This window comes from Novosphingobium sp. BL-S-20 (assembly GCF_055521635.1).
Map to the genome: position 1 here is coordinate 370,102 of NZ_CM145494.1, position 13,774 is coordinate 383,875.

Genomic DNA, 13,774 nt, shown 5'->3' on the forward strand with positions numbered 1-13,774 from the left:
TCGCGCGTGACCTCGACAGTTTCGGGGTGCAGGGGCGATGGCCCCTGCTTATTCCTTTTCTTCCGACCAATCCCCGGCAACCGCCATCCAAAGCGCAGTAGCCCCGATACTCGCCGTCTCCCCGCGCAGGATTCGCGGCCCGAGCGTAATCGCCTGCGCCATCGGATGCGCCCGCACGAGCGCGCGTTCCTCGTCGTCGAAGCCGCCTTCCGGGCCGACCAGCAGCGCCGCCGGGCCGGAATGCGCGGCGAAGCGGGTGGCGGCGGGTGCGCCGCCGGTTTCGTCGGCGAAGAACAGTGCGCGGTCTTCGGGCCAGTCGCGCAGGAGCGCTTCCAGCTTCACCGGCTCGGTCACTTCGGGCAGGGCGGTGCGGGCGCATTGCTCGGCGGCTTCGGTGACGATGGTGGCGGCGCGTTCGGCGTTGAGCTTGTCGGCCACGCAGCGGCGGGTGACGAGCGGCTGGATCTTTGCCACGCCGAGTTCGGTGGCCTTTTCCAGCACGAGATCGAAGTTGGGCTTCTTGAGCAGCGCGGCGCAGAGCCAGAAGTCGGGCACGGCCTCGCGCTCGCGGAGGCGGTCGCGCACCTCCAGCGTGACGTCGCGTTTGCCGGCGGCGGTGACGGCGCAGGCCCATTCGCCGGTCTGGTCGTCGCAGAGGATCACCGCGTCGCCCGGCGCGACTCGCATGACCTTGGAGAGGTAGTGCGCCTGTCCGCCTTCGATCGCGATGCTGCCGCCTGCGGCCAGGGGGCCGGTGACGAAAAGGCGCGGCGCGCTGCGCGGGGGCCAGGCGGGGGTGGCGGCCATGATCTTGTCGATGCTCCGGAAAATTGACGGCGCCCTTTTCGCGCGAAGCGGTTTGGCGCGCAACCGGACGCCGCGTGCACATGTGCACGAATCACGTTCGTTCATGACATAGTGCATGGGATGGTCTAGTCGTTCGGGCGTGAACGACTCTCTTCTCGTCCCCGATACGCAGCATCGCGGAATCGTTGCGGCCTTGCCCAAAACGCCGCGTGCTTATGCCATGCTGGCCCGGTTCGATCGCCCGATCGGCTGGTGGCTGCTGTTCTGGCCTTGTGCCTGGGGCGTGCTGCTGGCGGGGGGCGAGGCGCGCTGGGGGTTGATCCTCTGGCTGCTGGTCGGTTCGATCGCGATGCGCGGTGCGGGCTGCGTGCTCAACGACATCGTCGATGCCGATCTCGACCGCAAGGTGGCGCGCACCGCGTCGCGCCCGGTGGCGAGCGGGCAGGTCAGCGTGAAGGCGGCGTGGGTCTGGCTGCTGTCGCTCTGCGCGGTGGGTCTGGTGGTGCTGTTTCAGCTCCGCTGGCAGGCGCAACTGGTGGCGCTGGGCAGCGTGGCGCTGGTTGCCGCCTATCCGTTCATGAAGCGGATCACCTGGTGGCCGCAGGCCTGGCTGGGCATGGTCTTCACTTGGGGCGCGCTGGTCGGCTGGATCGAGATTCGCGGAGACCAGCTGGCGGTGATCGCCGCGCTCTATGCGGGTTCGATCTTCTGGTGCATCGGCTACGACACGATCTACGCGCTGCAGGACCGCGAGGACGACGCCGTCGTCGGCATCCGCTCTTCGGCGCTGCGCCTCGGCAGCCATGTGCGGGGCGGGGTGGCGGGGTTCTACGCGCTGGCCCTGGCGTTCTGGACGCTTGCGTTCTGGACCCTGCGGCCCGACTGGGTGGCGCTGGTGGCGCTGGTGCCGGTTGCTTTGCACCTCGGTTTCCAGATCGTCACGCTCGATACCGAGGATGGCGACAATGCCCTTGCGCGGTTCCGCTCGAACCGCGACCTCGGGCTGGTCATGGCGCTGGCTTGCTGGGTGGTGGGCAACGCCGGAATCCTGTGATTCCGATGTTTCTTATCTGAAAATGCCCCTCAGGGCATTTTCGTAGCGGCACCGGCCCACGCCCCCACCCGACCTCCCATCGAGGATACACTAGTGGGAGGTCGGGTGGGGGCGTGGGCCGGTGCCGCAAAATTCGCCTGCGGCGAATTTTCAATCAATCGTAGCTTACGAGTTCGAATTCGATCCCGTCCCAGTCGAAGAAGTAGAACCGCCGCCCCGGCTCGTAGTCGGCGTGGTTGAAGGGTTCGAGTCCGGCGGCGATCACCACCCGTTCGGCGGCATCGAGGTCGCTCACCACCAGCCCGACGTGATTGAGCGGCGCCCCTTTGCCGAAGCGTTCGCGCGGCTTCCGGTCCGTATAGACGGCGATATAGCTGAAATCCCCGCCGACATGGATCGTCTCGCCGCCATTGATGGCAGGACCGCGCCAGCGTTCGTGCCAGCCGAGCAGGTCCTGCAACAGCGCTGAACTCCGGTCGATGTCGCTGACCGTGATGTTGGCATGTTCGAGGCGGCCCTGGGCCATTTTCGCATCTCCTCTGCGTCACCGGACGAATCGCCGGCTTGGCCTTGATGCAACCTCAAGTTAACTTGAGATCAAGCTCCAAATGCGAGGAAACCATGATCCCGGACCGCTTCATCTCCATCGGCTATCTGGCGCGGCGCACCGGCGTCGCGGTTTCGGCGATCCGTTTCTACGAGGAGAAGGGCCTGCTGACCGCGCTGCGCACCAGCGGGAACCAGCGGCGCTTCCTGCGTTCGGACATCCGCCGCGTCAGCTTCGTGCTGATCGCCCAGAAGCTGGGCCTCGGCCTCGCGGAGATCGAGCGCGAGCTTTCCGCCCTGCCGCAGGGCCGCACGCCGACACTGGAGGACTGGGAGAAGATCAGCCTGTCGATGCGAGAGGCGATCGATGCAAAGATCGCGCTGCTCGAACTGACCCGCCGCAAGCTGGACGAATGCATCGGCTGCGGCTGCCTGAGCCTCGGCAAGTGCCGTCTCTATAACCGGGACGACGAGGCCGGAGCGCAGGGACCGGGGCCGCGCTTCGTGCTCAGGTAGCTTCGGCGGCCTTGCGAACCGAGGCGAGGATGCGGCGGCGGATCAGGCCGCTGACCGGGCGGATCAGCAACCAGTAAGGTCGGAACTTGCGGCGCGAGAAGTCGTCGGGGCAGAATACCCGCGTCTGCGTGGTGAGGCGGTGGATGCCCTCGGCCTCGCGCACGACGTCGAAACTCAGTGCCAGCCGGGGAACTCGGGCTTCGTCAAAGGCCTTGAAGGCGGGGCCGTCGGCAATCTTGCGCAGACCGTAGTCCGCTTGCCAGAGCTGCCCGACCAGACCGTAGATCAAGGCTTGTCCGGTCCGCTCCAGCAGTGTGAAATTCCGCATCCCGAACGGTTCGCTGCCGCGCCGCCCGAGCAGGCGGGCGGGCACTTCGCGCAGGCCGATCATGGCGCGGAAGAAGCGGTCATCCTCGGGCTTGTAGGCCGCGACGGCATCGAGAATGGCGGCTGCGTCGGCCGCAATCCGGCAGGAATGGATTTCCGAGAACTGGAAGCGCGGCAGATAGCTGTCGATCAGGGGCATGGTAACATGTGTTAGCGATTATCGAGCCGATGTACGGCTGTGGCGCTTTGCAAGACGCAAGAGTGAAATCAACGCCACCATGAAAGGCAACATGATAAAGTCGATAACCCATGGCTGGTCGAAAACATCTCCGGCAAGCCTCAGCAGGCCGCCTATGACCAATACGGGAACAACGTGCAGTCCGATCGCCGCAAAACCCTTCCAGTGACAGGGCACGTAGCTCCATAACCAGCGTTCAAACCAGATCTCTCCAGCTTCGCTGCTCATTCCGCCGCCAGCAGTTCCTCAGCGCCGACGAGATCGACGCTGACCAGTCGCGAGACGCCCTTTTCCACCATGGTCACGCCGAACAGGCGGTGCATGCGGCTCATCGTCACGGCATTGTGGGTGACGATCAGGTAGCGCGTGTCGGTTTCCTGCGTCATCGCTTCGAGGAGGTCGCAGAACCGCTCGATATTCGCGTCGTCGAGCGGGGCGTCGACTTCGTCCAGCACGCAGATCGGCGCGGGATTGGTCAGGAACAGCGCGAAGATCAGGGCGACGGCGGTGAGCGCCTGCTCGCCGCCCGACAGCAGCGTGAGCGACTGGAGTCGCTTGCCCGGCGGCTGGGCGAAGATTTCGAGGCCCGCTTCGAGCGGATCGTCCGAATCGACGAGCGCGAGGTGGGCCTGACCGCCCTGGAACAGGCGCGAGAACAGATGGCGGAAATGGCCGTCCACCGCTTCGAAAGCGGCGCGCAGGCGCTCGCGGCCCTCGCGGTTGAGATTGCCGATCGAGCCGCGCAGGCGGTTCACCGCTTCGGCCAGTTCCGCCTTTTCGGTGATGCTGGTGCCGAGCTGGGCTTCGGCTTCGGCCAGTTCGGTGGCGGCGACGAGGTTGACCGGGCCGATCCGCTCGCGGTCGGCCATGAGGCGTTCCATCGCGACCATTTCGTCCGGCGCCGCGCCGACATCGGCGGGGGCGAAGGCAAAGCGCTCGGGCAGGACCGGCGGCGGGCACTGGAAGCGTTCGCCCGAAACGCGGGTCATCTCGACGCGGCGGGCGTCCTCGTTTTCGGCGCGGGCGGCGGCCCCGGCGCGGTTCTCGCGGGCGCTGGCGAGCATTTCCTGCGCGGCGGCGAGCGCGGCATCGGCCTTGCGGGCGGCGTCGGTCACGAAAGCGACGGCGGCTTCCGCCTTGCCCAGTTCCTCGGCAATGCGGTTGCGCACGGCTTCGCCCTGCTCGATCTGCTCCATCAGCGAGGCGGGCTTCGCGGCGACGACGGCGCGCTCGGTCTCGATTTCCTCCAGCCGCCCGGCCATCTGGGCGAGGCGGTTGGCGGCATCCCCGGCGCGCGACTGCCAGTTGCGGATATCGCCGCGCTGCGAGGCGGTGCGCTCGCGCGCGACGGCAAGGCCCTGATCGTGCGAGGCGAGCGTCGCGGTCGAGATCTGCAGCGTCGCGCGGGCGGCGTCGTTCTTCTCGCGGGCGAGCACCAGCCCGGCGCGGCCCTTTTCGGGATCGGGCAGGACCGAGCGCTTGCCTTCGGCGGCGGCGATGTCCCGCTCGGCCGCTTGCCGCTGCTCGGCGAGATCGCCGAGGGCGCGGTCGAGTTCGGCGCGGCGGGTCTGGTGGCGGAGGCGGGCGTCCTCGGCCTGGTCGGCGGCGCGCAGGGCGCTGCGTTCGGCATTGGCGGCCTCGGCAATGGCGCGCTCGGCGGCGACTACGGCGGCGGCATGGGCCGAGAGTTCCTGCTGCACCGCGCCTTGCCGCGCTTCGGCGGCGGCGACGGCTTCGCGCAGCGGCGGCAGTTGTGCGTCGAGTTCGGCGAAGCGGTTCTCGGCTTCGAGTCGCGCGGCTTCGGCGGCACCTTCGCCGCGCGCGACGAAGCCGTCCCAGCGGCGCAGTGCGCCTGCGCGGGTGACCAGCCATTCGCCGGTGCCGAGGTTGCGGCCATCGTCTTCCTCGACGACATGGACGAGGGCAAGGCGCGCGGCGAGTTCCGCCGGGCACTGGGTGACGTGGGCGGCAAGGCTGTTCTTCACCGCCGCCGGGGCCTGTGCCCCGGTCCAGAACCGGCCATCCGCCTTGGCCACTTCACCCAGCGGCGCCTTGGCATCGCGGCCGAGCACGGCGGCGACGGCGCGTTCGTAGCCCGGCGCGGCGCGCACGGCGTCAATGGCGACCGGCAGGCCATGCGCGGCCTTGGCGCCCTTGGCGCGGGCCTCGCGGTCCTTGGTGAGGGCGGAATGTTCGCGCTCGATGCCGGTCAGGTCGGCGCGGGCGGCAGCCAGCGCCGAGGCGGCGGCATCGCGCTCGCCCTGAAGTTCGGTCTTGCGGACCTGCTGCGCCTCCAGACCCTCGCGGGCGGCGGCGAGTGCCACGGTGGCCGCTTCGGCCTTGGTCCGTGCGTCGATGACCGCCGCGTCGAGATCGCCCGCTGCGGCCAGTGCTTCCACTTGCGCTTCGAGCCGGGCCGCTTCGGCGGAGAGTCGGTCGAGACGGCTGCGCGCCTGCGTCAGCTCGGCTTCGGCGATCCGCCATTCCGCCTCGACTCCGGCCTGCGCGGCGGTCGCCTGCGCCAGATCGAGTTCGGCGGCACGGGCGGCGCGCTCGGCGCCTTCGAGGGCATTGGCGAGGCGCGGGCGCTGGGCCTCGTCCTGTTCGAGCTGCCTTGCCCCTTCCGCCAGATCGCGTTCCAGCCGGGCGAGCGCCTCGGCGGCGTCGCGGGTCATGCGGTCGGCATCGCCGCGATCCTCGTCGAGGCGCGCCTTCTGGCGTTCGAGGTCCTTCAGCCGCTGTTCGGCGGCTTCGAGCTGGCCGGTGAGCGTCGCCATCCGGTGGCCCTGCGCACTGGCATCGTCGCGGCGGTCGGCGAGTTCGTCGCGGGCTTCCACCAGCGCTTCGGCGGCCTTGGCCTGGGCGTCCTGCGCCAGCTTGGCCGCATCCTGCGCGGCGGTCACGCGGGTCTCGGCGCCCTCGGCTTCTTTCTTCGCGGCATCGGCGGCCTGGGCGGCATCGCGCCAGCGGGCGAAGACCAGTCGCGCTTCGGCAAGCCTGATCCGGTCGGACAGTTCCTTGTAGCGCTCGGCGGCCTTGGCCTGACGGCGCAGCCCTGCGACCTGCTTGTCGAGACCGGCCATGAGGTCTTCGAGGCGCGAGAGATTGGCCTCGGTAGCGCGCAGCTTCTGCTCGGCGTCCTTGCGGCGGACGTGGAGACCGGCGATTCCCGCTGCTTCTTCCAGCATCGCGCGGCGTTCGGCGGGCTTGGCGGCGATGACTGCGGCGATGCGGCCCTGGCTGACGAGCGCCGGGCTATGCGCGCCGGTGGCGGCATCGGCGAAGACCAGCGAGACATCCTTGGCGCGCACGTCGCCGCCATTGATGCGGTAGGCGCTGCCGGCGCCGCGCTCGATCCGGCGGACGACTTCCAGTTCCTCGCGTACGCCGCGACTGTCGGGCGCGGTTTCGGCTTGGAGCACCACTTCGGCAAAGGCGCGGGGCGGGCGGCTGGCGGTGCCCGCGAAGATCACGTCCTCCATCCCGCCGCCGCGCATCGACTTGGCCGAGCTTTCGCCCATGACCCAGCGGATCGCTTCGAGCAGGTTGGACTTGCCGCAGCCGTTGGGGCCGACCACGCCGGTCAGCCCCGGTTCGATGCGCAGTTCGGCGGGTTCGACGAAGCTCTTGAAACCGGTGAGCTTGAGCCGTTTTATGCGCATCGTATCTGGTTCAGTTCATCATGGCGGCGCGGATCAGCGCGCGCCGGCTTCCTGGAGCTTGGCTTCGAGTTCCTTCCATTCCATCGAGCCGACATTGCTGCCGTTGATGATGAAAGTGGGCGTGCCGCTGATGTTGAAGTCGGTCGTCGCCTTCTGCGTCTGGTCGGCGAGCGCCTTGGCCTTGGCCGCATCGCCCAGGCAGACCTTGGCCTGATCGCGCGAGATCCCGCGCGAGGCGAAGAATTCGGTCATGCCGCCGACTTCGGCGATGGCCAGCATCTGCTGGTCCTTCGGCAGTTCCTGAATCTGCTTCATCCGCGCGTCGCCGGCGGACTGCAGGTTCTGGAACATGTTCGGCTGCCAGGCCCAGAACTGCTCGCTGAGCGGCAGCACAGCCTCGGTCGAGCCGCAAGTGGCGAGCAGGGTGGCCGGAATGTCGAAGGCGTTGAGCATGAAGTAGCGCAGTTCGTAGCTCACGCGGCCGCTGGCGACATAGTCGCTACGCAGCTTGTCGTAGCTCTCGTGCGCGAAGAGGGCGCAGTGCGAGCAGGACAGCGCGCCATATTCAACGAGCTTGATCGGTGCTTCGGGATTGCCGATGCGGTAGCCGCCTTCGGGGGTCTTGACGATTTCGTCGGCCCAGGCCTTGCCGGCGGGCGCCGCGACCTTGGGCAGGGGCTGCTCCGACTTGGGCGCGTCGGTCGACCCGGCTTCCTTCTTCCCGCACGAGGCGAGGCCGAGCGCGAGCGGCGCGGCGATCATTCCAAGGGCGACAGCGCGGAGAGGGGTGCGCAGGGCGGTCTTGCGGAGCATGGCGAATCCTTGTGAGAAGGCGGGGAAACTAGCGGAAGGGCGGCGCGGATAACAGCGCTGGAGATACGAGAAACGGGCGCTTTCCCACAGGAATGCGCCCGTTTTGCGGGAAACTATTCTTAAACCGAACCCTTGCGCTTCGCAGCCATCCGGCTGTTGATCTCGGCGGAAAGACCGGCCCAGTCGTGGGCGTCGAGCAGCTTGCCGTCGAGGATGAAGCTGGGCGTCGAGTTCACGCCGTTCTTCGCCACGGTGGCCTGCTGCTGCTTGATCGTGTCGAACACTGCTTCATTGGCGAAGCAGGCGTCGGCCTGGGTGCGGCTCATGCCCCAGGCGGCGACGCGGGTGTAGAAGTCGAGGTCGCTGGCGATGGCCTTCATGCGCTCGGGCAGGGCGCCCTGATACCAGCGCTTCTGCTGTTCCTCGCTCATCTTCTCCAGCTTGCCCATCCAGGCCTCCTGGCTGGCGAGGAAGGCGTTGTGGCGCTTGAAGAAGCCCTTGGGGTCGCCGCAAGTGGTGAGCATCGAGATCGTCAGGTCGATCGGGTTGCGCAGCAGGGTGGTGACGGTCACGCCGATCTGGCCCTTGGGCACCAGGGTCAGGCGCAGGGTGGGGTCGGCCTCGCGGTTGAAGTGGGCGCAGTGCGGGCAGGTGTAGCTGACGAATTCGGTCAGCTGCATCTCGGCCTTGGGATTGCCGTAGCGGTGGCTGCCGTCGGCGGTGACGGCGATCTGGTTCACCCAATTGGAGGCAGGGTTCGATGTGGGCGCCAGCGGCTTGTGGACGGGCTTGGTGGCGGCGACGCTGAGCAGGGCGACGGCGGCGAGTGCGGCGAGACGCAAGGTGGACTTCATCACTGCTTTTCCTGATCTTGCTTTTGTTCATCCTGGGCACCGATGCTTCGGGCCAGCGATTCGAGCACCGCGCGAAGCTCGGGATCGCCGATGTCGCGCAGCGATTCCCCCAGTTCGAAGGGTACGGGTTTGAGCGAGGGCGGAGCCGCCTTCGGCCGCGTGGCAGGCGGTGCCTTAACCTCGCCTTGCCGGATTTTCACTTTGGCGACAGCCTTGTAGCCGAAGAAGCGGTTCACTCGCTCCATGATTTCGGGCACGACGTGCTGGATCATCGGGGCATGGGCGGCGAGCACCACCAGCTGGAGAATGCCGTCGCACTTCTCGCCGGGGGGGAAGCGGATCGATTCGGGCGAGCAGACGCGGGCATGGCGCAGGCCGACGATCTCGGGCCAGCGCGTCACCACGCTCGACTGCACGAAACCGAAACGGCGGAAGGCGGTGCGGCCCACTTCGGGCATGAGGTCGGAAATCTGGCGCGCCTGGCCGCCGCGCGCGCGCTCGAAGCGCTTGGGGGCGTCCTTTGCGGCGCTCTTGCCGGTCCCCGCGCCCGTACCAGCGCCCGCGCGCTTGGGTGCCGGTTTCTTTTCTGTTCCTTTGCTCGGATGCCGTTCCATTGTGGGCGCTCCAATGCCATAGGGCGCTGATGGACGCCAGCCGCGATACGATTCCAGCCAATGTTTCGGGCGCGGTTCTGGACTGGTACGATGTCCATGCCCGCACCCTGCCGTGGCGCGCGGCGCCGGGCACGCCTGCCCCCGATCCTTACCGTGTCTGGCTATCCGAAGTCATGCTCCAGCAGACCACGGTCGCGGCGGTGAAGGACTATTTCGCCAAGTTCACGAGTCGCTGGCCCACCGTGACCGATCTCGCCGCTGCTTCCGACGAGGACGTCATGGCGGCATGGGCGGGCCTCGGCTACTATGCCCGCGCCCGCAACTTGCTGGCCTGCGCGCGCGAAGTCGCGGCGCGGGGCGGGGCCTTTCCCGATAGCGAGGAAGGCCTGCGCGCGCTGCCGGGGCTGGGGGCCTATACTGCCGCTGCCGTCGCCGCGATCGCCTTCGGTCGCCGTGCGGTGGTGGTCGACGCCAATGTCGAGCGGGTGATCACGCGCCTCTTCGCGCTGGACGAGGCGCTGCCGGGCGCGCGCCCGGCGATCCGCGCGCTCACCGACACGATCACCCCCGATCTGCGCGCCGGAGACTTCGCGCAGGCGCTGATGGACATGGGCGCCACCGTCTGCACCACGCGCGCGCCCCGCTGCCTGCTCTGCCCGATCTCTGCCAATTGCCGGGCTCGGGCCATGGGCGAGCCGGAGCGCTTCCCGGTCAAGGCGCCGAAGAAGGCCAAGCCGACCCGCAAGGGCCGCGCCTTCTGGATCGAGCGCGACGAGCAGGTCTGGCTGGTGCGCCGGGCCGACAAGGGCATGCTCGGCGGCATGCGCGCTCTGCCCGACGACGGCTGGTCCGCACGCAGCGACGGCCACGGCGAGCCGCCGATTGCGGGGCGCTGGGAAAGCGCCGGGCGGGTCGGCCATGTCTTCACCCATTTCGCGCTCGAACTCGGGCTTTCCATCCATCTCGGAGACTTGCGCGGCGACCCACCGGGCGCGGGCGAGTGGTGGCCGCTCGACCGGCTGGACGAGGCGGGACTGCCGACGCTCTTCGCCAAGGCCGCGGGCCTCGCGCTGGCGGAGATGGCATGACGGCGACGGCTGAGCGGCTGGCGGCGGCCCTCGATCGCCGCATGCTGCTGCGCATGGCCGGTGCCGCCGGCATCGGCGCCGCGATGTGGCCGGGACTGCTCCGCGCCGCGACCCAGCAGGAGACCCTGCCGCGCGTGCGGGCCTTGCTGGAACGCTGGACCGGAACCCCCGACCGCGCGGGCGTCTTCCCCGGCCTCGTCGCCTCGCTCGGCCTGCCGGGGCGCGAGACCGAATTCGTCGCGCGCGGCGCGCAGGGCTTTACCGACGGCACCCCGATCTCGGCGGACAGCCTGTTCCGCATCTATTCGATGACCAAGCCGATCACCGGGATCATGGCGATGCAACTGGTGGCGGAGGGCCGCCTTGCGCTCGACCAGCCGCTGCACGACGTGCTGCCGAAGTTCGCGGCGATGCAGGTGCAGGACCGCTACGACGGCTCGCTCTCGGCGCTCCACCGCGCCCCTCGGGCGATCACCATGCGCCACTTGCTCACCCATACCTCGGGGCTGGGCTATTCGATCGTCCAGACCGGCCCGATCCGCGACCTGTTGCAGGAAAAGGGCCTCGCCGCCGGGCAGATCACGAGGCTGAAGATTCCGGGCCTGACCGACACGCCCCCGGCGCCCAGCCTAGCGCTGTTCGCCGATCGCCTTGCCGAAGTGCCGCTGGTCTATGATCCCGCGACGCACTGGAGCTATTCCCTGGGCCTCGACCTGATGGGCCGGGTGATCGAACTGGTCAGTGGCCGCCCCTTCGATGTCCATCTGCGCGAGGCGCTGTTCGAACCGGCGGGGATGACGAGCACGTTCTTCCAGGTCCCCGCCGCCCAGGGCCACCGCCTCACCACCAATTACGCCGCGCTCGGGGAAACGCTCTTGCCGATCGACGAGCCGGACAGCTCGCTGTTCCTGAACCGCCCCGCGTTCCCCTTCGGCGGCTCCGGCCTTGTCAGCAGTCCGCGCGACTACGACCGTTTCCTGCGCCTGCTCGCCCAGCGCGGCATGCTGGACGGCAAGCGCGTGCTGGCGGAAAGCGCGGTGGTCACCGGGACGAGCGACCTGCTGCCGCCGGTCGAGAGCCAGTCGCCGATGCTGCCCCCCGGCAGCGGCTTCGGCGCGGGCGGGCGCGTCGGCAAGGGCGCGGAGAACGGCATTTTCGGCTGGTCCGGCGCGGCGGGCACGGTGGGCATGGTGGACATGCACCGCGGCCTGCGCTCGCAGCTTTTCGCGCAGTTCATGCCGCCCAATGCGGTTGGCCTGATCCCTCAGTTCCAGACTGCGTTGAAGGCCGACATCATGGCCCTGTTGGAGACGCCGCGTTGACCGATACCGTCCTGCCGAAACTGCTTCCTATCGCCTTTGCCGGATCGCACCTCGACCGCGCCGACCATATCCGCAGCGATCCCGATGCGCTCTTTGCGCTCCAGACCGCCGAGGCGCGGCTGCTGCGGCTCGACGGTCTGGACGCGGTGCTGAAGGACGACGGTGCGCTGACCTGGGGCACCCTTGCCGATGCCGAGCCGGGCAGCGAGATGATCTTCCTCGGCCTCGACGGGGCGGTGCCCTGTTTCGCGGAAGTGCCGCCGGAGACGCCGCCGGGCGGCCCCCACGCCTCGCCGGTCAACTGGCATGCAATGGCGGTGCTCGATGCCGGTGAACTGGCGGCCTATGGCGGCGCGCGTTCGCTGGTGAGCTGGCATTGCCGCCATCGCCATTGCTCGGTCTGCGGCCATCCCACCGCGCTCGCCAAGGGCGGCTGGCAGCGCACTTGCACCAATATCGACTGCGGCGCCGAGCATTTCCCGCGCGTCGATCCGGTGACGATCATGCTCGTCGAGCACCAGGGCCGGGCACTGCTGGGCCGTCAGCCGCGTTTCCCGGAAGGGCGCTATTCGACCCTGGCGGGCTTCGTGGAGCCGGGCGAATCGGTGGAAGAGGCGGTCGCGCGGGAGATTCACGAGGAAGCGGGGCTGCGCGTCCGCGATGTGACTTATGTGGCGAGCCAGCCCTGGCCGTTCCCGTCCTCACTGATGATCGGCTGCCATGCCGTGGCCGACGACGATGCTATCACCATCGACGAGACTGAGCTTGAGGACGTGCGCTGGTTCACCCGCGAGGAAGTGGTCGATGCGCTCGAAGCCATCGGTCGCGGTGAGAACGGCAAGGCTTTCGGCGCGCCGCCCGCCCACGCGATCGCGCATGTGCTGATGCGCTGGTGGGTGGACCGGGGTTAGGGCGGCGATCTGTGCCTAATGCGCGGGCGGAAGTCCCCGGTTGGGGCAACTCCGCTGATATCCAACGAGAAAAGCCGTTAAAGACCTCGTCGCCCCCGCGAAGGCGGGGGTCCCGCTTATCTTGCGGCAATGCGCGAGGTGGGAAAAGGCAGCGGGGTCCCCGCCTACGCGGGGACGACGGGGTTTTTGTTACGGATAGGTTGGGTTAGCCCGGTCAGCCCCGTACTTCCTCAGACGAACCCTTGGTCAGCCCAGCCCTTCGCCTGCCCGTGCCACAGCGGCGGCAATGGCGCCGCGCGCTTGCGGGCTGTTGCGCCAGCAGGTCGAGCCCAGCGTAGCGGAAACCTCCGCGCAGATCGCATCGGGATCGCGTTCCGCGAGATCGGCAAACGTGGCGATGCCTAGTTCCTCCAACCGCGCCACCACGGTCGGGCCGACGCCTTTCACCGCCAGTAGCGCCGCGCGTTCGTCCTTGCTGAACCCCGTCACACCAGCCCCAGTTTTGCCAGTTCCCGTGCCATGGCGGGCGGCATCGCATCGCCCGCCGTCTCGCCTTCGCCCAGATCGCGCGGGGCGTCCTTTTCGGCGAGGTAGCGCCAGCCCTGATGGGCGCGCTTGGGCTGGGTGACGACCGGGATCAGCGTGGGCGCGAGGCGAATCCACCAGCGTCCGTCCTCGCGCTGCTCGAAGCCTAGGATCGGCGAGCGGCCGATCAGCGCATGCTCGTAGATCCAGTATAGCGAGCCGCCGACCATCTCTTCCTGCCGCTTGGGCAGGTAGCGGGTGGTGAGGCGGGCCTCGCCGATGTCCCCGTGGCTTTCCAGCCAGGCGCGCAAGTCCGCCGGGCTTTCGGCGGAAAAGGCGATCTTGGTCATGTGCAGCGGCATGGGCGTTAGATAGGTATTGGGAGTCGGTTTGAAAATCCGCCGCAGGCGGATTTTGGCGGCACCGGCCCACGCCCCCACCCGACCTCCCATCAAGGATACACTAGTGGGAGGTCGGGTGGGGGCGTGGGCCGGTGC

General features: G+C 68.4%; 15 protein-coding genes. 5 read left to right on the plus strand and 10 right to left on the minus strand.

What is annotated here, in order from left to right:
* Positions 1 to 48: 48 nt before the first annotated feature.
* The gene (locus ACZ1II_RS09445) at positions 49 to 807 is read right to left on the minus strand and encodes a 16S rRNA (uracil(1498)-N(3))-methyltransferase (RefSeq protein ID WP_465146192.1); all 759 of its coding nucleotides are present in this window, start codon (positions 805 to 807) and stop codon (positions 49 to 51) included.
* 115 nt (positions 808 to 922) lie between these two features.
* On the opposite strand from ACZ1II_RS09445, the gene ubiA reads away from it, so the two are divergent.
* Positions 923 to 1,861: a 4-hydroxybenzoate octaprenyltransferase gene (ubiA, locus tag ACZ1II_RS09450; RefSeq protein WP_465146193.1), complete on the plus strand. Its 939-nt coding sequence runs from the start codon at positions 923 to 925 to the stop codon at positions 1,859 to 1,861.
* A 154-nt stretch (positions 1,862 to 2,015) separates the two neighbouring features.
* Here the strand turns inward: ubiA and ACZ1II_RS09455 are convergent, their stop codons facing one another.
* Positions 2,016 to 2,387 (minus strand): VOC family protein, encoded by a 372-nt coding sequence (locus tag ACZ1II_RS09455; RefSeq protein WP_465146194.1) that lies wholly within the window; start codon positions 2,385 to 2,387, stop codon positions 2,016 to 2,018.
* Positions 2,388 to 2,482: 95 nt separating this feature from the next.
* Between ACZ1II_RS09455 and soxR the strand changes: the two genes are divergently transcribed.
* On the plus strand, positions 2,483 to 2,923 hold the full coding sequence (gene soxR / locus ACZ1II_RS09460) for a redox-sensitive transcriptional activator SoxR (protein WP_465146195.1): 441 nt from the start codon (positions 2,483 to 2,485) through the stop codon (positions 2,921 to 2,923).
* On the opposite strand, the gene ACZ1II_RS09465 is transcribed toward soxR, so the two are convergent.
* The 6 genes from ACZ1II_RS09465 to ACZ1II_RS09490 form a co-directional block, all read right to left on the minus strand.
* Positions 2,916 to 3,449: a hypothetical protein gene (locus ACZ1II_RS09465; protein WP_465146196.1), complete on the minus strand. Its 534-nt coding sequence runs from the start codon at positions 3,447 to 3,449 to the stop codon at positions 2,916 to 2,918. The two genes, soxR and ACZ1II_RS09465, sit on opposite strands and share 8 nt — an antisense overlap.
* 18 nt (positions 3,450 to 3,467) lie before the next feature.
* Positions 3,468 to 3,716, minus strand: a complete 249-nt coding sequence (locus ACZ1II_RS09470) for a hypothetical protein (RefSeq protein ID WP_465146197.1) — start codon at positions 3,714 to 3,716, stop codon at positions 3,468 to 3,470.
* Positions 3,713 to 7,150, minus strand: a complete 3,438-nt coding sequence (gene smc / locus ACZ1II_RS09475) for a chromosome segregation protein SMC (RefSeq protein ID WP_465146198.1) — start codon at positions 7,148 to 7,150, stop codon at positions 3,713 to 3,715. Before smc ends, ACZ1II_RS09470 begins: the two co-directional genes overlap by 4 nt.
* 33 nt (positions 7,151 to 7,183) lie before the next feature.
* Entirely contained in the window at positions 7,184 to 7,963 is a 780-nt protein-coding gene (locus ACZ1II_RS09480) for a thioredoxin domain-containing protein (RefSeq protein WP_465146199.1), read from the minus strand.
* A gap of 119 nt (positions 7,964 to 8,082) precedes the next feature.
* Positions 8,083 to 8,817 (minus strand): thioredoxin domain-containing protein, encoded by a 735-nt coding sequence (locus ACZ1II_RS09485; protein WP_465146200.1) that lies wholly within the window; start codon positions 8,815 to 8,817, stop codon positions 8,083 to 8,085.
* Complete coding sequence (locus ACZ1II_RS09490; protein ID WP_465146201.1) at positions 8,817 to 9,431, minus strand: DUF721 domain-containing protein; 615 nt, start codon at positions 9,429 to 9,431, stop codon at positions 8,817 to 8,819. The genes ACZ1II_RS09485 and ACZ1II_RS09490 overlap by 1 nt, the downstream gene beginning before the upstream one ends.
* 29 nt (positions 9,432 to 9,460) lie before the next feature.
* On the opposite strand from ACZ1II_RS09490, the gene ACZ1II_RS09495 reads away from it, so the two are divergent.
* Genes ACZ1II_RS09495 through nudC form a run of 3 tightly spaced genes read left to right on the plus strand, consistent with a single transcriptional unit; the run spans position 9,461 to position 12,752 of the window.
* Positions 9,461 to 10,519: an A/G-specific adenine glycosylase gene (locus ACZ1II_RS09495; RefSeq protein WP_465146202.1), complete on the plus strand. Its 1,059-nt coding sequence runs from the start codon at positions 9,461 to 9,463 to the stop codon at positions 10,517 to 10,519.
* Positions 10,516 to 11,841 carry a serine hydrolase domain-containing protein gene (locus ACZ1II_RS09500; RefSeq protein ID WP_465146203.1) on the plus strand — a complete coding sequence of 442 codons (1,326 nt, stop codon included), beginning with the start codon at positions 10,516 to 10,518 and terminating at the stop codon, positions 11,839 to 11,841. Before ACZ1II_RS09495 ends, ACZ1II_RS09500 begins: the two co-directional genes overlap by 4 nt.
* Positions 11,838 to 12,752 carry an NAD(+) diphosphatase gene (nudC, locus tag ACZ1II_RS09505; RefSeq protein ID WP_465146204.1) on the plus strand — a complete coding sequence of 305 codons (915 nt, stop codon included), beginning with the start codon at positions 11,838 to 11,840 and terminating at the stop codon, positions 12,750 to 12,752. The genes ACZ1II_RS09500 and nudC overlap by 4 nt, the downstream gene beginning before the upstream one ends.
* A 246-nt stretch (positions 12,753 to 12,998) precedes the next feature.
* On the opposite strand, the gene ACZ1II_RS09510 is transcribed toward nudC, so the two are convergent.
* Positions 12,999 to 13,241, minus strand: coding sequence for a helix-hairpin-helix domain-containing protein (locus tag ACZ1II_RS09510; RefSeq protein WP_465146205.1), 243 nt, complete (start codon positions 13,239 to 13,241; stop codon positions 12,999 to 13,001).
* On the minus strand, positions 13,238 to 13,639 hold the full coding sequence (locus tag ACZ1II_RS09515; protein ID WP_465146206.1) for a DUF1489 family protein: 402 nt from the start codon (positions 13,637 to 13,639) through the stop codon (positions 13,238 to 13,240). Before ACZ1II_RS09515 ends, ACZ1II_RS09510 begins: the two co-directional genes overlap by 4 nt.
* Positions 13,640 to 13,774 lie beyond the last annotated feature (135 nt).